Annotated in this window: 19 protein-coding genes and 1 pseudogene; 7 read left to right on the top strand and 13 right to left on the bottom strand. The window is 42.1% G+C overall.

Annotated features, from left to right (window positions below; genetic code table 11):
• Nucleotides 1-240 precede the first annotated feature (240 nt).
• The 3 genes from WKK05_RS30700 to WKK05_RS30690 all read left to right on the top strand — a co-directional run bounded on the left by WKK05_RS30700 (nucleotide 241) and on the right by WKK05_RS30690 (nucleotide 3802).
• Nucleotides 241-855, top strand: coding sequence for a hypothetical protein (locus tag WKK05_RS30700; RefSeq protein ID WP_341526783.1), 615 nt, complete (start codon nucleotides 241-243; stop codon nucleotides 853-855).
• A gap of 150 nt (nucleotides 856-1005) precedes the next feature.
• Nucleotides 1006-2313, top strand: coding sequence for a hypothetical protein (locus tag WKK05_RS30695; RefSeq protein WP_341526782.1), 1308 nt, complete (start codon nucleotides 1006-1008; stop codon nucleotides 2311-2313).
• A 1090-nt stretch (nucleotides 2314-3403) separates the two neighbouring features.
• Entirely contained in the window at nucleotides 3404-3802 is a 399-nt protein-coding gene (locus WKK05_RS30690; RefSeq protein WP_341526781.1) for a hypothetical protein, read from the top strand.
• Nucleotides 3803-3996: 194 nt separating this feature from the next.
• On the opposite strand, the gene WKK05_RS30685 is transcribed toward WKK05_RS30690, so the two are convergent.
• A complete protein-coding gene (locus WKK05_RS30685; protein ID WP_341526780.1) occupies nucleotides 3997-4473 on the bottom strand; it encodes a TspO/MBR family protein in 477 nt (158 codons plus the stop codon).
• A gap of 535 nt (nucleotides 4474-5008) precedes the next feature.
• Nucleotides 5009-5566, bottom strand: a complete 558-nt coding sequence (locus WKK05_RS30680) for a CAP domain-containing protein (RefSeq protein ID WP_341526779.1) — start codon at nucleotides 5564-5566, stop codon at nucleotides 5009-5011.
• A gap of 93 nt (nucleotides 5567-5659) precedes the next feature.
• Between WKK05_RS30680 and holB the strand changes: the two genes are divergently transcribed.
• The gene (gene holB / locus WKK05_RS30675) at nucleotides 5660-6631 is read left to right on the top strand and encodes a DNA polymerase III subunit delta' (protein ID WP_341526778.1); all 972 of its coding nucleotides are present in this window, start codon (nucleotides 5660-5662) and stop codon (nucleotides 6629-6631) included.
• On the opposite strand, the gene WKK05_RS30670 is transcribed toward holB, so the two are convergent.
• Nucleotides 6628-6756 carry a hypothetical protein gene (locus WKK05_RS30670; RefSeq protein WP_341526777.1) on the bottom strand — a complete coding sequence of 43 codons (129 nt, stop codon included), beginning with the start codon at nucleotides 6754-6756 and terminating at the stop codon, nucleotides 6628-6630. The genes holB and WKK05_RS30670 overlap by 4 nt on opposite strands.
• 111 nt (nucleotides 6757-6867) lie before the next feature.
• On the opposite strand from WKK05_RS30670, the gene WKK05_RS30665 reads away from it, so the two are divergent.
• Nucleotides 6868-7167 (top strand): WGxxGxxG family protein, encoded by a 300-nt coding sequence (locus tag WKK05_RS30665; RefSeq protein WP_341526776.1) that lies wholly within the window; start codon nucleotides 6868-6870, stop codon nucleotides 7165-7167.
• Nucleotides 7168-7367: 200 nt separating this feature from the next.
• On the opposite strand, the pseudogene WKK05_RS30660 reads toward WKK05_RS30665, so the two are convergent.
• The 5 genes and pseudogenes from WKK05_RS30660 to WKK05_RS30640 form a co-directional block, all read right to left on the bottom strand.
• A pseudogene (locus WKK05_RS30660) lies at nucleotides 7368-7769 on the bottom strand (universal stress protein); the annotation flags it as partial.
• Entirely contained in the window at nucleotides 7714-10125 is a 2412-nt protein-coding gene (locus WKK05_RS30655) for a chloride channel protein (protein ID WP_341526775.1), read from the bottom strand. The pseudogene WKK05_RS30660 and the gene WKK05_RS30655, both read right to left, overlap by 56 nt.
• Nucleotides 10126-10380: 255 nt before the next feature.
• Complete coding sequence (locus WKK05_RS30650; protein WP_341526774.1) at nucleotides 10381-11691, bottom strand: TldD/PmbA family protein; 1311 nt, start codon at nucleotides 11689-11691, stop codon at nucleotides 10381-10383.
• A 559-nt stretch (nucleotides 11692-12250) separates the two neighbouring features.
• A complete protein-coding gene (locus WKK05_RS30645) occupies nucleotides 12251-13111 on the bottom strand; it encodes a CPBP family intramembrane glutamic endopeptidase (RefSeq protein ID WP_341526773.1) in 861 nt (286 codons plus the stop codon).
• 186 nt (nucleotides 13112-13297) lie between these two features.
• Entirely contained in the window at nucleotides 13298-13741 is a 444-nt protein-coding gene (locus tag WKK05_RS30640; protein ID WP_341526772.1) for an AbrB family transcriptional regulator, read from the bottom strand.
• A gap of 1791 nt (nucleotides 13742-15532) precedes the next feature.
• Here WKK05_RS30640 and WKK05_RS30635 point away from each other — a divergent pair.
• Complete coding sequence (locus tag WKK05_RS30635) at nucleotides 15533-16543, top strand: succinate dehydrogenase/fumarate reductase iron-sulfur subunit (protein WP_341526771.1); 1011 nt, start codon at nucleotides 15533-15535, stop codon at nucleotides 16541-16543.
• Nucleotides 16544-16670: 127 nt separating this feature from the next.
• Here the strand turns inward: WKK05_RS30635 and WKK05_RS30630 are convergent, their stop codons facing one another.
• From WKK05_RS30630 to WKK05_RS30615, 4 genes are all read right to left on the bottom strand, one after another.
• Nucleotides 16671-17195 (bottom strand): Tol biopolymer transporter periplasmic protein, encoded by a 525-nt coding sequence (locus WKK05_RS30630; protein WP_341526770.1) that lies wholly within the window; start codon nucleotides 17193-17195, stop codon nucleotides 16671-16673.
• A gap of 115 nt (nucleotides 17196-17310) precedes the next feature.
• On the bottom strand, nucleotides 17311-17871 hold the full coding sequence (locus WKK05_RS30625; protein WP_341526769.1) for a hypothetical protein: 561 nt from the start codon (nucleotides 17869-17871) through the stop codon (nucleotides 17311-17313).
• Nucleotides 17872-17918: 47 nt separating this feature from the next.
• Nucleotides 17919-18827: a Ycf66 family protein gene (locus WKK05_RS30620; RefSeq protein ID WP_341526768.1), complete on the bottom strand. Its 909-nt coding sequence runs from the start codon at nucleotides 18825-18827 to the stop codon at nucleotides 17919-17921.
• 261 nt (nucleotides 18828-19088) lie between these two features.
• Complete coding sequence (locus tag WKK05_RS30615; RefSeq protein WP_341526767.1) at nucleotides 19089-19205, bottom strand: photosystem II reaction center X protein; 117 nt, start codon at nucleotides 19203-19205, stop codon at nucleotides 19089-19091.
• A 377-nt stretch (nucleotides 19206-19582) separates the two neighbouring features.
• On the opposite strand from WKK05_RS30615, the gene WKK05_RS30610 reads away from it, so the two are divergent.
• Entirely contained in the window at nucleotides 19583-19876 is a 294-nt protein-coding gene (locus WKK05_RS30610) for a YggT family protein (RefSeq protein WP_341526766.1), read from the top strand.
• 64 nt (nucleotides 19877-19940) lie between these two features.
• On the opposite strand, the gene accC is transcribed toward WKK05_RS30610, so the two are convergent.
• On the bottom strand, nucleotides 19941-21293 hold the full coding sequence (gene accC / locus WKK05_RS30605; RefSeq protein ID WP_341526765.1) for an acetyl-CoA carboxylase biotin carboxylase subunit: 1353 nt from the start codon (nucleotides 21291-21293) through the stop codon (nucleotides 19941-19943).
• Nucleotides 21294-21398 lie beyond the last annotated feature (105 nt).

The following is a 21398-nucleotide window of genomic DNA, read 5'->3' as shown; positions in this document are numbered from 1 at the left end:
AACAACTCATGAAACTGAATAATTTAAGTGCAATTTATACAGTAAAATCTAAGTATAAAACTTAAATAAACACAAGTTAGCTACAAGTCGATAGTCAAAAGCTCTTTGATTGTTAACTTTCGCTTATAGGATAGGGACTTTGAGATAGATATCTTTATCTTCATCTAGCACTTATATATCAACTCTGATTAAGTAAAATCTGGTGATTAACAACATCAGCAAGAATAAAGGGAAAAAAAGATGAATATCATTACTAGTTTATGTGGAGCATTAATTCTTCAAATATCTGCGTTAGCTGCTAGCTCTACTGGTGCGATCGCTCAGCAGCCTCCTGCTGTTTTGCAACCAAAACCAACACAGAGAATTTGCTCTTTAGATCCAGTAGAAGATTTATTACCTCCGCCACAAAGCAAAGCAACGAATTCTTCGCTTTCCTACCTTAGCGAGCAAGGTTTTACACAAAACCAAGAAGGTTCTTGGATCTGTTATGCAAACGATCCTAAGAAAGAGGGTCGTTACTTTACTTTGTTTAAAGTCCAACAGGTAAATGGAAGATTGATCGGAAGTTCTTTTCTAGACGAAGGTAGTTTAATTGGAGGGCAAGAGAACCGTACCTTAGACTTCTTCATGATGCTAATTGAGCGTCATATGAATACAAATCCAGAGAATCGTGAAGGTATACGTAGGTATCTCAATGCCTTCATTTCTTTAGTCAAGCAAGGAAAAATCCAGCCAACACGTCGTGGTTTTCTTTTTGACCAACCAAACAAGGCATTGGTTTTATACCACACACTCTCTACGGGAACGCTTAAAGGTACAGCAATCACTGTGAATATAGATTCGCCTAAGAGTTGAAATCTTTTAGGTACTAAATATCAACTTCCTACTGCATTAAACAGAGATGTGAAAACCTAATCAAAGCTCACATCCTGGTGCTAAAACAAACTTTTTGTGTCGTTCATTTTGAGGTGCATCTTGCTGAAGTCAACTATCCAAGGAGTTGCGATGCCGAAGGCTGTTCGCTTCGCGACCATCGCATTTTCATCTGTTGCAGCAGTACTAGGCACGTGGCAGTCCGCTTTTGCACAGCTCGATGTTGGTCGCTATGGCATTCAACCCGGACTAGAATCAGAGTATCTCCAGTACCAGATCAAGAACCCAAATCTCAACCAGATGCGAGTTATTCCTGGATGTAGTGTGGGATTTGGTCTGAGTTGCAACAAAACTGGATCGGTACTCCAGAAATTAGTTGAGTTAAACGGTGGGCCTAGCTATGAACAATTGCTAATACAAGCAGCTGGTGGACAACAAAATTTCCAGAATTTGGCTGGTTTTTACGGTAATAATCCCAATCTTTCTAAAGTACCTTTCGCCTCATTTTGGAGAAACGACTCCACCACGATTATGGACGGATACCAATACGTTCTTGGGCAAAATGTTAGTCGCACTCCAGTACAAGGTCTTGGAGCTATAACCAAAAATTTCTATTGGTCACCATACTCAGGAAGCAATAATTCTCCAAGCCTCCGTGATGCTTTAGTGGACGTGAAATTATCCTATGGACGTTCACTTTATGAGGAAGCCGCAAAAATTCCTAACATTGATCAGCAAATCCAGTCTTTGGATTTGCCACCAGATATGACGAAGTTTTATTTAAATAACCTTTCTCGGGGTTTAGATGCACTAAATTCAGGAAATAAAAACCAACTTCAAAACAGCATTTTTCAACTCCTCTCTTATCCATACCCCGAATATGGTGGACAATTGGGACGTCCTATTAATGCAATTCCTCAAGAATTGGTTCAGCTTGCAGGACAAGATATCCCTGGAGAGATTTTAGTCAGTGAGAATCCAATGTTATTAGAGGGAGAAGCGATCGGGTTAGATACTCCCTCCGCTCCTGTCGGAGATGTCTTAGTTCCAGGCAGCTCTGTTGCTTTTCCTTGGGGGCCAGTAGCCGGCGCTGGTGGTCTTGCTTTACTACTTCTTCTATTGCTCAGTGGTGGAGATAGTTCTTCAGGTGAAAATTCTCCTGTAGCTAGTGTACCTCCTGATTTACCTCCAGTACAGCCTAGTCCCCCAGTACAGCCTAGTCCCCCAGTACAGCCTAGTCCTCCTTCCGAATGTACTTCTCCTCCCAACGGTAATGGTTCTCCTGGTAGCCCAGTCATTGAAGTTCCATGTAAACCTAATACTCCTCCACCAGATGTTAAGAAAGTAGTGGAGCCATCAACGTTTAGAGCTTTGGTTTTACTAATTGCTGTACTATGTATACTCCGTTATAAACAACAGGGTATAAAGATAAACGGTTAAGTTGAATAGCACTAAGTGAGATTTTATCCATTTATCTGAATTGCAATTTAGATATGCCAAAATTTTTATTTCTCAAGAATAATTGTTTTTGACCTACTGCTAAGACAATCAGACTGTGTATAATTAACAAACTTTTGATTAGCCGAACGACTAAGCTTGTCAGCATTCAATTTGTGTAAAATCAGGCTATTCGCGTTGGCGTAGGGTAGAGCTTACTACAAGCAAATCATCTTCGAGAAATCAACGATGATTAGCTTAGAAGTGACGGCTAAAAAACAATGCCTAGCTCCGCAGGCTATGTATAAATGTATTAGTCCGCTTAGGCAGCAGCAAGTTGTTGCTTAAGCGGACAATAGTCTGTTTAGCCCTAGACTTGCAGTCTAAGGGCATTTTGCATATTTGGGATGCTTACCTTAGATTTGTTGTTACGCCTTCATCTCTTAGGTAGATGCAGTGCGATCGCCTAATTGTCTTATTAATTTCCTTCCTATGAATTCACACGGTAAATATTTAGTGAATTTCTCAGGCGATCGCTTCCGCTAAAAGTAATATAATTTTTCTTAACAAGTAGCAATTTATTTAATTTTGCTTGGGATTTTAACACAACTTATCTCTTTATATACCTATCTTAGAATCTATTTCTTTTGATATATCTCTCTAAATAACAAGCAAAACTCTTGACAGATATACCAGTTGAATTATTTTGGTAAACATATAATTACAAACTAAAAATATTATTTAATCTGGAGGAAAGTACTGAAAATTATTTAGTGCTTCTTAGTTAATTAAAGTACAACGGGATAATTTTAATCTATTAACTCCTTGAGGGAAATACATTTTTTAGCATAAACATCTCTGACAAAGACAAAGTTTACGCTTTAAATGTCCTGTTACAAATTAAACACTAAATAATCCCAAATACTTGATTGTAGCTTTGCTTTCTTAAGCAACACATACAAATTTCAAATAGAATGCTCTTCTAACTTCAAATTAGGATTAATTGTTAATAGGTTACGGAGCATAGTTCTTAAATTACTACTTAGCCTGTTATCAAGTAAATGCTAAATACATATAGTTACAGGTAAATAATATGCACAGTAATCAAATAATCATCCAAAGAAATGTACCAGCTAATAACTTACATCAGGTGATTCAGAGTGAAGTTAAAAGAGAACAAGCACAATCGCATGAACTAAGTATAACTGATGTAGCATTATCTTTGTCTCCTCTTGGTTTTCTCTTTGGTTGGGTAGCTTTTTTTATAATAATACGAAAAATCCGAACACATTTAGATAATAAGATGGTTTTTAGCGTTAACGGTTTGAATAAGCTTCCCTGCCGCAACTGTCAGTTTTATTCAAATAATCATTATCTCAAGTGTGCAGTAAACCCTTCCTTAGTCCTAAGAGAAGAAGCGAAGGATTGCTCTGAATATATATCTAACAAAAGTAAGTTTACTCCACCAAATTTATTTAAAAAGGGCAATTAAGGAATTCAAAATTTGATTGAAAATCCAAAACTATAATTTCATACTTATTCATCCGCTGAAATAACCAAATTGAAGCCTCTTTATTGCCATTAGCTTTGAGCAATCCTCTCACTTTAAGGGAGAGGTAATTGTTAACTGTCAACTGTCAACTGTCAATTGTTGAAAGCATTTAACTAAACACCTATTATAGTTTTTTATTTAGCTACACCTGGATTGAGTTGAATTAATACCCAAGTCAGATAAGTGCCGATAGGCCCCCAGAGAGCATAGGGTAAGAATAGCCAAGAAGCTCTTTTGGAAATAGGCTTCACTATAAAAGCCAGAATGTAGACGAGAAGTGTTGCTAAACCGCCGACAATTAGCCCCCCTGTCAAGCTACGAAACTCTACTACAATTGGACTGTAAACTGAAGTCAGTAATGCGATCGCTGCATAGATAACCATTAACAACCAAGGATGAGAACGTTGTTTTGAGCGTCTTTCCCAGACAATAATTGCTGAGATTGTGATGCAAGCCCAAATAAAAGTCCAAATAAATGGGATGAGGAATTCAAAAGTCAACCAGTCGGGACGTTGTAAGTTCTGAAACCAAGGGTCGCGCAGTGATGTTAAAAGACTGCCGCCAAAAAACAGAGCAGCAGAAGTTGCTGTGATTATCCATCTAGCTTTCACAAGTGATTTTTATTTGAATAGATTGATTAGATTTGTAGTTTAAGTGCGAATTGCGATCGCTACACCTATCTTAAGTCTGTCTCTTCAATAATTTCCATATTTTCGTGGAGAATTGAGCGTAATTCATTTTGCTTGCTGAATATACTGAAATGAGTAAGCAAACTCCAGTTTGAGAAAGCAATATCTGTAAATGCTTGCTGAATATACTGAAATGAGTAAGCAAACCCCAGTTTGAGAAAGCAATATCTGTAAATGCTTGCTGAATATACTGAAATGAGTAAGCAAACCCCAGTTTGAGAAAGCAATATCTGTAAATGCTTGCTGAATATACTGAAATCAGAAATAAAACAGAGCTTTTGAGAAAGCAATCAAAGGTTTTGAGAACGCAAACTGGGGTTTGAGAAAACAATTTGCCTTTTTGCTAATCAGTTGTCGTGCTTACAAGTTGCATCATTATGATTTTAGGCAAAACCTACAAACCCTCTTGGCCCCCTGTCGTCTTAATGTACAAATTAAAAACACAACACATTACTATCTAACGGCGCAAAAACAGTTGTGTAATGTAATAAGTATTGTCAACTCGCCAAACTCCCACACCCGTTTCTCTGAAAACTGGACGAAGAATATTCTCTCGGTGTCCGGGGCTTTTCATCCAACCATCAACTGCTACTGGTACAGGTTGAGGAACATTGGTACTTTTAAACAGATTTTCCCCTACCATCCAGTAAGAGATGCCACCAGCACGTACTCGGTCTTGCAAATCGCTACCATCAGCACCAGTGTGACTGAAGAAGTTTTTTTCTGCCATTTGCCGACTGTAGTTTCGGGCTACTTGTGCTAGTCTCTCATTGTTGTCTAGCGGTTGCAGACCTTTTGTTTGCCGTACTTTGTTAATGCGTTGACGTACTGCTGTCTCTATTTGAGCAGTGTTGCCAGATTGTGCAGGAAGTGGTGACTGTAGCGGTTTACTTGATGGCACTTCGATTCTGGGCAAGGGTGGCAAATACTCAATCATTTGTTCACAGCCGGTTAAAACAAGCGGAATCAACGTAATACCTACCACCCAAAGCATCTGGGGCAATTTGCCGGACATAATATAACTACTTAGAACAAAATATTGATACAAAATTGTCTTATTTTGACTCTTAAATTTTAGCTTCTGCTTAATTACGACATTGCTTTACAAATGACTACTGACCCGTTTCTACAACTTATAGGACAAAAGCAAGCAATAGAATTACTTACCCAAGCTGTTCGACAAAATCGGGTTGCCCCTGCTTATCTATTTGTGGGGCCAGATGGTGTAGGACGAAGTTTAGCAGCACGGTGTTTTATAGAGTTACTGTTTTCTAGTTTTGTCGCGCCGCAATTAATTTCTTCTATACAAAATCGTTTACGTCAAGGCAATCACCCTGATTTATTGTGGGTGCAACCAACTTATCAACACCAGGGACAAATACTGACAGCTACTGAAGCAGCAGAAAAAGGACTCAAGCGTAAAGCCCCACCTGTAATTAGGTTAGAGCAGATTCGGAAAATTACTGAGTTTCTGAGTCGTCCGCCTTTGGAAGCACCGAGGAATTTGGTGGTGTTAGAGGAAGCTCAAACAATGGCAGAATCCGCAGCGAATGCTTTGCTCAAAACTTTAGAAGAACCAGGACAGGCAACATTAATTTTAATTGCACCTTCACCTGAGTCTGTGTTGCCAACCTTAGTTTCACGTTGTCAACGCATTCCTTTTTATCGCTTAGATACACAATCTTTGACTCAGGTATTAACTCAAATAGGCAATCAGGAACTATTGCAACATCAGGCAGTGTTGAGTATAGCTGCTGGCAGTCCTGGTAATGCGATCGCATCTTACAAACAATTACAAGAAATACCTCCAGAATTACTCCAAGACTTGGCAAAAGTGCCTTCGTCTCACCGCAAAGCCTTGGAGTTAGCTAAGAAAATTGATCGGGATTTAGATACAGAAGCACAACTGTGGTTAGTCGATTATCTTCAACAGTCTTACTGGCAGGAGTGCCATGAAGCTAGCATTATCAAGCAGCTAGAACAGGTGCGTAAGTTTTTACTTTGTTACGCCCAGCCACGCCTTGTTTGGGAATGTCTACTTTTATCACTATGTCAAAATCCACCAGTGCGATCGTACTAATTCCTTAAACCAGATGAGCTTTGGTAAAAGTGTTCTGAAGCGATCGTCTTAAAAATATTGTGAAAATATTGTTTTTCCCGTTTATTGTGAGCAATTCCTACCATAATGCTTGTTTGTTTACTCACAGATGCACCTTTTAGCTGATATACATTTCCAGCTAAAGGTTGACCCGATTATTGCCGAAACTTAATAAGCTGTATCTATTGCTTACAGTAATTTAATTGAGGAATGTGATCGTGAAACGCTTTAATGTCTCTAAAGTTCTCGGAATTAGCGCTATAGCATTAAGTTTAGCCACTCTGCCCACAATTGTGCCGGCTTCTGCTCAAACAAGTAGCACTACTGATGGAACTGCTACAACCACTACCACAGACCGCCAAGCTACTGATGGAAATTATCAAGACGGCGATTGGGGTTTGCTAGGTTTGCTAGGTTTATTTGGGTTATTGGGTCGCAAGAGCCGCAAACACGATGAAACCGCGAGTTATGGTAACCGTGATGTTGTAGGTACTCCAGGTTCACGTTCTAACTTTTAATCTTTTGAGTGCTTAAAATAATTTTGCTTTGAAGCCTGCGATCGCGGGCTTTGTTTATTTTCTGGTATTCTTCTCACGGCTTATACCAATTCAATGAATGGTTGCAACACATCGTTGGATGAAGAAGACGCGATGAATCGCGTCTCTACAAATGGTCTATTTGTCGCATTCTTTTTTCAAATTGGTATTAGGTTCTCATTTTAATTATTAATTGCCCCTCGGACTAAAATCACTGTACTCTCTATACCCGAAGCGATCGCTTCGGGAATATTACCTTGAATTGCTTGCTGTAATAATCCCTCGCGAGAAGCACCTAAAACGACAACATCGTAACCTTCAGTTTTGACTAAATTAATCACTCCCTCGGAAACCGAATCAGCTTGAACTGGGAGAGCAACTACAGTATTTGACAATTTACCGCTACGCATCAGTTGGCTAATAGCTTGTTCTAAAACTGTCATATCTGGCTTTAACTCAGATAGTTTAAACACCCGTGTGAGGCGAATTTGTGGATTGTTACCCAAAGTTACTAAAGCAGGTAATAACTTAATCGCCAATCGCGCATTCGGCCCACCAGCCATTGGTACTAGCCAGCTGTTGAATTGGGGAGTGGGAGAGTGGGGGAGTGGGGGAGTGGGGGAGTGGGGGAGTGGGAGAGTGGGGGAGTGGGGGAGTGGGAGAGTGGGAGAGTGGGGGAGTGGGAGAGTGGGGGAGTGGGAGAGTGGGGGAGTGGGAGAGTGGGGGAAGTTCTTCGACTCCTTTGGCCTGACTTTTGCCTAATTTAACTAAAACAACTTCACAGGTAGCTTGGCGAATTACTGTGTCTACAACATTGCCAAAAATACGACCAGGGGTGGAAGTATTACCTTTCCATCCCATTAAAATCAAATCTATATGTTGTTCGTTAATTATCTCTAAAATTGCTTGCGCTACATCGTGAGTAACTCGAATTTGAGTATGCAGGGGAATTTTCCACTTTCTTGCTAAAACTTCTGCTTGTCTGAGCAAACGACGACTTTTTGCTGTTCTTACCTGGGTTTCTGCTGGGGAACTACGGCGTGACACTACTATCACTTGCACACACTCTATTTCGTAATAGCGATCGCGAGCAATAGCTGTTGCCATTTGCAACAAGATACGTGCTGTTTCTGGATTAGCTATCGGTACTAATAATCTCCCTCTGCCAACACTAGGCGATCGCGTTTGGTAAACTACATAAGAAGGTTCTGGTTGTGGCCCTGGAGTATCGTTTTCACAATTGAGATGGTCTGCTTCTGCTCGGATAATATCTGCACGGGTAATAATCCCAATCAGTTTTCGTCCATCCAACACTGGTAAACGACTAATTTGATAGCGATCAAGTAAATACAGTACATTGCCCAAGGTATAGCTCGGTGTTACCGTCATCGGTGTGGGCGTCATAATTTCCTTTAAGGAAATATCACTTGCTAGATTGCGTTCGCGGATTTTTAGCAAATCTGTTTGCGTTACAATTCCTACCAGTTTGCTGTCTTCCACTACTGGGAAACCGCGATGGTGAGAACGGGCAAAAGCTTGCATCGCTTCATCCAAGCTCATCTCTGCATCTAGAGTTTCCACCCGTTCCTGCATTACATCTTTTGCTGTTAACTTGGTTAATGTCCCCTCTATAGGAAGTTGTTTTGCGAGATTAATGCCGTTCAATTCCAAAAGTTTCTCATAAAGCGAACCAGGCACTACTTTATCTGCAACTAAATACGCTGCTACAGACACAATCATCAAAGGTAGTACCAGATTGAAGTCTGTAGTCATCTCAAATACAATCACAATTGCCGTGATTGGTACTTTAGAAACAGCACTAAAAAATCCGCCCATACCCGCTAAAGCATAGGTAGTTAGCGAACCTTCTCCCAATACATAGGATTCGCATATCCCAACTATGTGTCCTAAGCAAGAACCCAAGATCAGACTAGGAGCAAATAACCCTCCAGGCGCTCCTGAACCAAATGCTACTAAAGTCAGGATAAACTGAGCTGCAAAAGCGATCGCTGCTAAAGTAGGATCATTATCAGCAGTAATAAAGTATTCTCTTAAACCAGTATTGTTACGGAAAGAAACAGGGAGCATTGCCACGACAATACCAGAAACAAATCCAGCTAAAGCCACCCGTAGGGGCAAGCTAATGTGTAATCTCTTGTAAAATTGAATACTGAAAATTAACCCACGGTTAAACAATGCACCCAGCAACCCCGCCATGATACCCAACAGCAGGAAAAAGGGAATTTCGGGAATGGAAAACCTGCTTAAAGACTGTGTAAATTGCAAGTTAAGATCCAGACTGCCACCACCCAACATCCGGGATATCACCCCACCAATAAATGAGGCAATAATAGCGGTTCCCAAGGTCAGTCCTGATAAATCTTGAAGTAACTCTTCGACAATAAACAATACACCCGCGATCGGGGCATTGAAAGCAGCTGCTAAACCCGCACCTGCACCAGCAGCAATCATTTGCCGCCGATGATCTGGGGAAGTTGGAACCCAGCGACTCATGCCTGCGGCTAAAGCTGCCCCTACTTGGACAGTGGGGCCTTGCCGTCCTAAAGTTATCCCTGAACCCAAGGCAATAATTGAACTGACTAACTTGACAACTGCCACACGCCAGGATAGTGTAACTGGCACATTAGCAAGACTGGCCTTAACGTGGGGAATACCGCTACCTACCGCCTCTGGGGCCAACCTCTCCACCAATAAACCAGCTAGATACCCAAAGCCAAGACCAATTGCTGGTAAAGCCAGCCATGCTGGTAAAAGGTCAGCACTGTGGACTCGCCATGTTCCCAGCCATCCCGATCCTACTTTCAGAAAAACCGCTGATAGGGCTGCCACCAAACCGATAACAGAAGCTTCTGCGATCGCTAAACCTCTTCTCGGCTGCCACCAAATGCGAAAGCGCTGAATCACAACAGAAGGCGACATAATTTTGGGGATTGGGGGCTGGGGATTGGGGATTGGGGATTGGGGACTGGGGACTGGGGGCTAGGGACTAGGGATTGGGGCAGGGAAGATATATGAATGACAGCAGTTGGTATCTGAACCTCATTAATGAAGCTCGAAACTCCGTTAATGAACGTTTGAACCTTATTAATGAAGTATGAAAACTTCACTCTTTCGCTCCCAATCCCTAGTCCCTAGTCCCCAATCACCAGTCCCCAATCACCAGTCCCCAGTCCCTCAACTCCTACCCGTTGTAGATAATCCTTCTACTATCAGAGATGGAGTATAACAAGAACCGTTCCAATCAGCATCACCACCAAGTGTAACTACTTGTTTGAGAGCTGTGTAAACGTTACCAGCAACCATCGTATCTTTAACGCGCCCAATGACGCGACCATTTTGCACACGGTAGCCTAAGTCGACATTGATGGAAAAATCTCCAGAAATACCGCTACCACTACCGAGCATTTGATCCACAATCAAGCCATCATCCAGTTGTTGAATTAAATCGTGTAGCGATGCAGAACCAGGCTGGATCAAGAAATTAAATAAACCAGGAGTAGGATAGCTACCCAAACCAGGGCGAAAACCATTCCCAGTTGTGCTAATACCCAATTGACGGCCAGTAGTGCGATCGCAATAGAAATGCCGTAATATTCCGTTTTCGATAAACATTAAAGACTCAGTAGGAGTGCCTTCATCATCAAAAGGGCAACTGTAAGGGCCAGCTTCAGGATCTTGATAAAGGGTGAGGGTGGGTGCAATTACTGGTTTACCCAGGCGTTCTGCCCAAGGAGAAGCTGCTTCCAAGACTCGCTTACCGCTTAAAGCAGCTTGGACAGTTCCCCAAAGCATATCAGCAGCTTTAGAAGTAAACAAGACTGGAACGCGACCAGTAGGGGATGGAACGTTTTCTCTTGACCAAATTAACCGTTGTAAAATTTGGTTAGCTACTCTTTCAGGTTGCAGTTCGCCCCGCTGGGTTTGACCATCGGAAACACTCAAGAAATCATCACCGCGTACCCATTCTGCCGACATATAGCAACTAAGGGTTGTGTCAGTGTAGTGACAATCTAAACCTTTAGTGTTGACAAGTCTGGTAGTTTCAACATCACATTCCCAGTCACTGTTACATAAAACATCTGGATAGGCATCGCGAATCAGGGCGATCGCTTCTTTGCCCCAATCTACCAAAACCTCTATAGGCACACTTTTTCCTAAATCTGGGTAGGATGGCTGAAAGTTAGTACCTAATTCCACTGGTTCCGGCTGATTAAGTTGACTCAAAGCGATCGCTCGTTCTACCAGCACCTCCGGAGGGACAGAACCGTAAGCCACCGTGAGTCCTGGACATCCGTTTCGCCACAGCCGCAGTGCTGTGCCTTCAGATTGACTGGTTTCTAGCTGCTTGAGCCGATTTGCTTCAAAAAATACTGGTCGAGAAAGCGATCGCGACTGATACACCTCAGCAGCTTCTGCTCCAGATTTTATGGCCAGTTCCAGCAGTTGTTCGGCTAGTGTATCGTGTGACAAATTTTCAGAACCCATGACCCTTGGTGAATTGTGGATTGTGGATTTTGAACTGCAAATTGAGACTCCCCCAAGGCGATGAATCCAGCCCTAAAACGGTTTCCCGTTGCAGGCAACTGCTTCACCACAGCAGTGGCTCCGTAGAATATATCCGACGAAGGACTGCCACAGAGTAAACTGATACACGCAAATAATTTCTCAAAATCATCAACGTATTTCAGCGTTTGCAAGTTGGAACCACAGATCAACGTTGTCTGGGAAAGTTCTGGCGTTTCTTAAAGTTCTCAGTAAAGACTGTGCCTTTACTCACACTTTTCGAAAACCGATGCACCCTGCTTTAAGCTACGAAGCATCAACAAACTTTCCGCTGATGGACGCAGATAATTATCCCAAATCATTGTCATGTCTGGACGTATTTCAGCGGTTATAATTTGTAACCACAGATTAACGCTATCTCAAAAATCAGGGCTGTGGACTTCTAAAAGGCAGAAGGGGCTTGCGGATAAGTCAATTTAAAATTCAAAATTTATTCTGTGCTTTTCTGCTTCTCTGCCCAATACCCCATGCCCAATCTTTTTTACAAGAAAAACCAGATCATCGCTCCAGTTCCTAATATGCAAATAATTCCTGCTACACCAGCTAAAGGTTTTTTGTTCTTACCAGTAACCCAATCTGAAACTTTATCTGTGTAAGTAATCAGTCCTGCTGTGTCTATAGTAGCGATCGCCCATACCCATCCTGCGTGCAGTCCCCAAGCTACACCTAAATTGCCGCTATCAAAAAACCGTGCTAATACCAACACCATTCCCATTAACCACAGTCCAGGAATTTGAGGTATGGTTTCGCGCTGCTCCCAAACCAAGTGTAGCAAGGCAAAAATTAAGCTAGAAATTACTGCTGCTAGCCAAATTGGATAATCTTGCTCTAATTCTGTAAACAGAAAACCCCGAAAAACTAACTCTTCTATAGCAGCGACTAACAATGCTATTAACAAAATTGGTAAAAAAATGGGTAACACTAGCTTGATGTTTGACTTTTGAAAAGAACACCAACCCAGCCATAATTGCCCACTAAAGACAACGACTAGACTCAGCACGCCCAAGCCTAAACCTAGCCCTAAAGAACTTAAAGTTGAAATATTTACTATAAAGCCATAATCAGAGAAAGATTTCTTAGACAGCCAATTAACTCCCCAAAGAATTAGGGGAGCTAATAGGTAAAGAGACACCAATAAAGGTATCTTTTGCTCTGGCTGCACAGGTTTATTTGGTTGCCAATTGAGGAATATTGCTAATATTCCTGCCACTGGCAACCAGCATCCTACCCAGAAAACAAAAAATGTCAGTACTATAACTAGTACTGATGCATCTTCCATAAATGTCAGTAAGGCGTTAACTGAAGGTTTAAACAGCGGTTTCAAAATAGACAAAAAAAACACGTTAGACTTCTTGCTAAATAGATTACTTGTTAATCAAGACTCTACTAGAATTTTTGAATTCTGCAAGGGGTCTAATCGTATTTTTGGCTGAGACAAAATTATCAAAATAGAAGTACTCGTTTCCTGTATGAGTAGAGACAAGTTATCAAGCATTTACTTGAAACTGAGTCTCTACTTCAGAAAAATTTACTCCTCTTCGTCCAAATCTTCTTCGTCCGATTCTTCCACGTCATCTATGTCTTGTAGGGTTTCTTTTTTATCACTTTCACCAAGTTGAATCAAGTGAATATGCTTGTATCCCAGCCTAATTTCAAATTCATCTCCAGGCTTTAAGCCCATTGCTTTGGTATATGTTGCACCAATTACAATCTGACCGTTTTGATGAACGCTAACGCGATACGTCGGTTCACGACCACGACCATCTTTAGGTGCTTCTGGACTTAGAGGAATTCCTCTAGCCGACAGCAAAGCGTCATAAAAATCAGTGAGATTGACACGAACTTGGTTATTCTTAGTAACAGTGTAATAGCCGCACTGCTTAGCTCTTTCTCGGCGTGGTAAAGTGGAAAGTTCTTTTACTTTAGCAAGTAGAGCTTTTCCGGTTAATGGGGCGGTTGCAGTTTCAGTCATTATGCTCAAATTTTCCTTACTCTCTCCGAACTGATAAACAATTACGTTTCATGCTAGCATCTGGCTTTTTAGCATCGGCATAGAGCTGCTCAGAACCCTACGATGAGGAGTCAATTTCTACTGATAGTTAAGCCCAAGCAGTTCCATTATGGTTACCCACAACAGATTAGTGGCCATACTTGTCAGAGACATTAATTTTGGTGATTTTACGGCACTTTTAACCATCATTCGCCATTAGAAATAAAATTATTTTTTCTTTTGGCGTTAATGTAGCGGTGTAACTTTAAGCCACCTTTACAAACTGGGCAGGCAAAATCGGTGTGGATTCTCCTTCCGATTTATTGCTGTTAAGTTCTACTACAAATAAGTCGTAGACCCCAGAAATTGCAGGTTTTCCACTTTCAGTGCTTGCCTTTCTTGCTCTTGAATTGTAGGCTTTTCCCTACTCATCTTCTCAAGCTTAGGACAGCATAGTATTTGAATAGGGTTCTACGGGCATACACCCTTTTGTCCTGCCTGTAGAGACATGAATTTTCTTGTCTCTACATTATTACAAAGAAACAAAGCAGAAGTAGCCACGCTTATGCGGCTCTTGATTCTGGTTTTCTTACTTCGTAATTTTATATTAAATACTAGCATGGACTAATAATAGCAAAATAGTTGTTGAATTTTGAATTAAACTTGCCGAGAAACTTTTATCTAAATCTCTGGACTTGAGGAAGGAAAAACTGGTGAGGATTTTTCTCCCGCTTTATTGCCTATTGAGTATTGCTGTATGGGTTTTATAAAAATTTATCTAATTTAGACTCACAGTTTTGTCCAATGAGTTAAAACCAAGATTTTCTTGATTTAGAGCAGACAAAAAGCGAAAAGTCTGACGTATCCAGGTTTAACAGCATCAAAACTTTTTAATAAAGCGGCGAGGATTTACCTCCTGTTTATTACTGTGAAGCAAAAAGCAGTCAGAATATTTTGCACTTCTGTCTATGGGAAGAATAAACTTCGCAACTTCGTAAGCGTGCTTTATTGCCATCACCAGATTTTGAACGTCAGCTTTAACATTTCTATATAACCAAAAATTTCTGGCTTCGCTACTGCTTGAGGTATTTTACCAGCTAGTGGCTCTGACTCCAGTTGACATCAAATTGATCAACTCAGATGCATTTAATAACCTAACATCTATTTAATATAGATATTTTTACTATGGAGGAGATCAGGGCAAGCCCACCTTTGGGTAAAACACCTCTTCCCGATACTGCCAAATAAGTAAATTAAATATGAAGCAACTGCTACTTTTTTACTCTTGGGCATAAAGCTTGAGATAAATCTCGTATAGAGTGCTTCTACAACTGAAATTTTCATAAGTTATGCAAATTTATGAAAAAATGAACTCTAAAGGAGGTAGAAGAAAGTTACGCGTGAGATTTAGTCGCTAGTTCCTATGTCTTTCGGACATGGTAAGCGAAAAGATAAACTAAGCGCAAAGCGCACACCTTCGCATTCGCTCACAAAAATTTTTAAGTGAAAGGATACAGTGATAAGTCTGAGGGTCGGTTTCTCCTGCTCAGAAATTTTCAATACAAATAAATAAGAGTTTTAGAAAGTTATTACATGAGTCCTAATTTTAATGGTTATCCTTAAACTAGAATCAGTAGCTGTTTAATCATCAGCTGATAAACCCTTGGCTTTGAATCAAGGGCAACAAGAGTATAGCTTGCTTTTCGCAGCCACCTGCCTTTACTGATGATTTATGGGGCAGGCGACAAAATTTTAAGATTTTGGTTGGTAGTAATGGAAGTTCTTTTTAAAGTCATTCGGCAGCAACAAAATTCGTCTCCTGTTGTGCAAACTTATCTTTTAGAGGCAGAACCTAGTAATACAATCCTGGACTGTCTCAATCAAATTAAGTGGGAGCAAGATGGAACGTTAGCATTTCGCAAAAATTGCCGCAATACTATTTGTGGTAGCTGTGCCATGCGAATTAATGGGCGTTCAGCTTTAGCTTGTAAAGAAAATATAGGTGCTGAACTTGCTAGATTACAACAAATAACATCATTACAGAGTAAAGTAAATGCCATTCCAGAAATCACAGTGGCTCCTTTAGGGAATATGCCCGTGATTAAAGATTTAGTTGTAGATATGAACAGTTTCTGGAATAATCTTGAGGCAGTTGCTCCTTATGTGAGTACAGCAGCGCGACAAGTACCAGAAAGAGAGTTTTTGCAAACACCAGAAGAACGATCGCGTCTCGATCAAACTGGCAACTGTATTATGTGCGGTGCTTGCTACTCAGAGTGCAATGCCCGCGAAGTCAATCCAGATTTCGTTGGCCCCCACGCCCTCGCTAAAGCTTATCGCATGGTGGCAGACTCCCGCGATCGCGATACTGAAAATCGCTTGGCAAACTATAACGAAGGTACTAAAGGAGTATGGGGCTGTACCCGTTGTTTATACTGCGACTCCGTTTGTCCAATGGAAGTCGCACCGCTAGAGCAAATTACTAAAATTAAACAAGAAATTCTTGCAAATAAAGAAGTTGCTGACACTCGCTCAATTCGTCACCGTAGAGTATTAGTAGATTTGGTTAAAGAAGGTGGTTGGATTGACGAACGTCAGTTTGGCTTACAAGTTGTTGGTAACTACTTTCGCGACCTTAAAGGATTACTTTCTCTTGCACCCCTTGGTCTGCGGATGATCCTTCGGGGTAAATTTCCTCTCTCATTTCAACCTTCCGAAGGAACTCAAGAAGTGCGATCGCTCATTGAATCTGTGCAACAAGAGGAACTGGGGACTAGGGATTAGTGATTGATGGGTACTGGGGATTGGGTATTGCCTATTGAGTACTAAAGTATTGGCAGTTAAAACAATTATTTCCTAGTCCCTAGTCCCTAGTCCCCAGTCCCCAGTCCCCAGTCCCCAGCCCCCAACTTCACCGCGGGTCTTGCGGTATATTCAAAGGCTCCCCAGAACGGTTATAGACTAAAATATCCCACTGCCCATTGTTACTGGACTCAAAGGCAATCCTATTACCATCAGCGCTAATTGCAGGGTTGCGAACTTCTGCTTGCAGGTTAGTAGTCAAATTCCGCACTTGGCGTGTTTCGCGATCGTAAAGAAAAATAGCTGATCGCCCCTGGCGACTCCCCGCAAAAGCAATATAACGACCGTTCTCCGAAACACTAGGATGAGTTGCAATGGTATCAAAGGAGTTTAAACCCGGTAAATCAACCAAATTACGACTTACCGTATCAAACATATAAACATCTTGGCTGCCTCGGCGGTCAGTAGTAAAAACAATGTATCTTCCAGATATTTCAGGGTCTAATTCTGAAGCGAGACTGTTGAGACTTTGACCCCCCGGATCAAAGGGATAATTTAAAAGACGGGGATAACCAAAACACCCAGTCAACAAGCTTGAGCAGATAAATACAGGTATAAAAATAACGCCTTTCATAATATTTATTTAGAAGTTAGGAATCAAGAGTCAAGAGTCAAAAGCCAAAAGTCAAGAATTAGTATTTCTTCTCTTTGTCCCTCTGCCTTCCCTGCCCCCTGCCCCTCTGCCTCCTCTACGGCGGTGAACCCACAGTTGCACCATTGGGAATATCTAACTCTATATTGGGGCCGCGGTCTAGCACTTCAATATCCCACTGACCACGACTTGCGGTTTCAAAGACAACATAACGTCCATCTGGACTGATATTCGGTTTTCTCACCCAGCCGCGATAGACTGGGGTGAGGATTTGCGACTGTTGCGTAGCGCGATCATAAAGCGCTACCACTGGTCTACCCTGGTCGCTAGTAAGATAAGCAATGTAACGCCCGGTATAGCTCAAGCTAGGACTTTCAGCAATTGTCTCCGGTCGGTTTAAACCTGGGATGCGAATCAACCGCTGCTCGTCCAAGTCGTATACCAGTAATTGGTGATTCCCATTGCGGTTAGATACAAATGCTACAAAGCGGCCATTTCCACTCAGAGCAGGTTGCTCCTCAGTGTAGCGACTGTTGAGGGAAGTAGGCCCTATGGGGATATCGTTGGAACCACAAGATACCAGAAAACCTGTCAAGCTAAAAATCAGGCTCCAATGAATTGGTCTTTGGAGCCAAAATGTAAGCGTAAATTTTTTCACCTCAAATGTTTTCCGTTGCCTCTAAGCCTACCTTTAACCTGACTGTTTTAAACTTCATCAAAATCAGTCGAGTTATCGCGTTCGTCATTTGGCTTTTCAATTGGGTTATACGGTACATATTCGGTTGGTATTGCCTCATCATCTTCACGCTCTCTTCGAGGAGCTGAGTCAGCAGGTGGACGACGCCTTCTTGGTCTGGGAGCGACATCATCTTCACGGCTTTCTGGTCGCTGGGGGCTGTTATTACTACGACGAGAGGGTTTTCTGACTTCCTCACCAGAACTATCCCAATCATCAACTTCTCTAGCAGAAGAACCCCAATTTTCGTCTTCCAGTCTTTCAGGAGTGCGGTTCACCGGACGCCCAGGGCTACGCCTACGTGACCTATCAGTCGGGTTCTGCCTTTCACTACTGCTGCGGCGTTCTGTACGGCGGGGGGGTTGTTCCTCATAGTAGTCATCACGAGATGAAATTTCATCCCTGCTACCCCGAATTCTGGGACGTACTGGGCGTTCCTCTTCTTCTTCATAGGGCAGTGGATCTAAGTCTATATCCATCTCAGCCTGATACTTCTTCCTATTACTGTACGAATAGTTTTTGCTGATCTCTCGTTCATCGTCCACAATAGGAGTATTGCGCTTGGCTTGTTGGGTAGCTATACTCCGCAAGCGAATACTTTCAACTGCAAAAAATACAGTTGTGCCAACTAAAAGCAGTTGACCAAATTGTAAAATCGGGTCTAGTCGCCATCCTTGAAAGACGAGAATGAAGCCACAGAGTAAGCCCACTGCGGCAAAAAAGATATCTTGATCTCTTGACAATTCAGGACGCACAGTGCGGAGGAAATACAGTGCTGCCCCAGCCACAGCCAAGAAAATTCCTAGAATACTGGCTGAGTTCGCCCCAAAATTTACCTGAGCCAAAACACTGGCTGAGTTCAGCCCAAAATTTATCATTGCTGTTTTCCCAATATCAAATCTATGTTAGCGACTCACAATTAAAATCACTACTCTAATTAGCTACTACATATTGAAGCTTCAAAGCATCTGGCAAAGAAGCTCTGAAGCTGTTTACCGAAAGCGGAAAAAGCCTATTAAAGCTCATGTCTGTCAGCGACAACCGCCCTGAGTGCAAGAAATTGCTGTTCTTAGTGCAATTAGTCTAAATGGCTAACAGACAATCCGGTGTGAGAGCCGAATTGGCTCCCACAAGCATTATTAACGTTGAATTTTATCTTTTTGGCTAATGAAAATTAGTCCAACAGTAGCAGGAATAACCACAATTGCAGCACCCGCAACCAGACTCCAAAGAAAATTTGCTAAAGAAGGTGTCATAGTTCTCAACCTTTTTTTACACAGTTCATAATTAATTTTAATGGTGTATTACTTCCTTGAGAAGCCTTTAAGCATGAACTGTCAAACTTGGTAACCCCTGACAGAAGTCATTTAGTTAACTGAGCGAGCGAGTTTGCTTTTTTATTCTCAAAAGTAAGTGCCAGCATTTAGTTAAAATTGTAGAGAAACTGCTTTACAAAGCTTCAAGTTTCCTGGCGATCGCTAAGCGCGGCTTGCCGTTCGCGAACCGATTCGCCCTTGGCGTTCCCATACCCCTACGGGGAAGCAAGCTACGCGGAGCGTCTCCGTTAGGAGAAGGGTAGGGCTTGCCGTTTGCTCAAATTTTTTCTTTCTCGGACAGATAGTAGCTCAAACCAATGACTGGTGTTAACCTGACTGCTTGGATTCTCGGCCCTGTATTGGGACTGATGACATTTTTGTTTATTTTCCGCATAATTCTCACTTGGTATCCGCAAGTGAATCTTAATCGTTTACCCTTCAACCTAATAGCTTGGCCTACTGAACCATTTTTAATACCATTGCGAAAGCTAGTGCCGCCCATAGGTGGCGTAGATATTACACCCATCATTTGGGTTGGTATCTTCAGTCTGGTGCGAGAAATTCTATTAGGTCAGCAAGGATTGCTGACCATGATGACTCGTGTAAGTTAGGGCATTGGGCATGGGGCATTGAGTATTAGATTTTAATTCCCAGTCCTCAGCCCATAGCCCCCAGCTACTGCCCTGAGTTATTCATTTCTTGTACAAAGTTGGTATAGACATTGCCTTGCAAAAACTGTGGGGTTTCCATAATTTTTTGATGAAAGGCGATCGTAGTAGGTAGTCCCGTAATTGCACACTCCCGCAGTGCGCGTTTCATGCGATTAATTGCAGTGGGGCGGTCTGCTGCCCAAACAATTAACTTGCCAATTAGGGAATCGTAGTAGGGCGGGATTTGGTAATCTGTGTAAACGTGGGAATCAATGCGAACACCAGGGCCTCCAGGGGGAAGATAGCCACTGATGCGTCCTGGGGAAGGACGAAAATCATGCTCAGGGTCTTCAGCGTTGATCCGGCATTCGATCGCATGACCCCGCAAAACCACTTGGTCTTGAGTCAGCTTGAGTCTTTCCCCTTGGGCAATCCGGATTTGTTCGACAACCAAGTCGACCCCTGTAATCATCTCAGTTACAGGATGTTCCACTTGAATCCGCGTATTCATTTCCATAAAGTAGAATTTGCCGAATTTATCCAAGAGAAACTCAATAGTACCTGCCCCACTGTAGTTGATAAACTGAGCAGCTTTCACCGCAGCTTCTCCCATTTTCTCACGCAGGTCTGCGTCGAGAGCGGGGCTAGGGGCTTCTTCTAGTAGTTTTTGATTTCGGCGTTGAATTGAGCAATCCCGTTCGCCTAAGTGAATAACGTTGCCGTAGTTATCTGCCAAAATTTGGAATTCAATATGGCGGGGACGCTCAATAAATTTTTCTATATAAACGCCAGAATTACCAAAGGCAGCTCCTGCTTCTCCTTGAGCAGCTAGATAGAGTTTGACAAATTCGTCTTCAGAATTCACTAGACGCATACCGCGACCGCCGCCACCCGCTGTGGCTTTAATCATCACTGGGTATCCGATATCTTTAGCGATCGCCAATCCTTCTTCCTCAGATTCTACCAACCCATCACTACCTGGTACGGTCGGCACACCAGCTTTTTGCATGGTTTCTTTGGCAGTGGATTTATCCCCCATCTGCCTAATCGCTTCTGGAGTTGGGCCAATAAAGGCAATATGATGGTCAGCACAGATTTCCGCAAATTTGGCATTTTCTGCCAAAAAGCCATAACCAGGATGAATCGCGGTGGCATTGCGTGTTAATGCAGCAGCAATAATATTGGGAATATTCAAATAACTTTTACTGCTAGCAGCCTCACCAATGCAAACAGCTTCATCAGCAAGTTGGACGTGGAGGGCATTGCGGTCAACAGTGGAGTGAATCGCAACCGTTGTAATCCCCATTTCTTCACAGGCGCGGAGAATGCGAAGGGCGATTTCTCCCCGATTGGCAATTAATATTTTGTCGAACTTCATTTTTTAGTTTCGATATCATTACCAGTAGATTGATATTTTCTCCCATCCAATTTGATACAACGCTTTTGCACCATTTCAAATTATTACAGGAGATTCTTAACCCCG

It is taken from the genome of Nostoc sp. UHCC 0302, from assembly GCF_038096175.1.
Lineage (GTDB): Bacteria > Cyanobacteriota > Cyanobacteriia > Cyanobacteriales > Nostocaceae > UHCC-0302.
The sequence above is the reverse complement of the archived record's forward strand: the minus strand, read 5'-3'. Positions and strand labels throughout refer to the sequence as shown.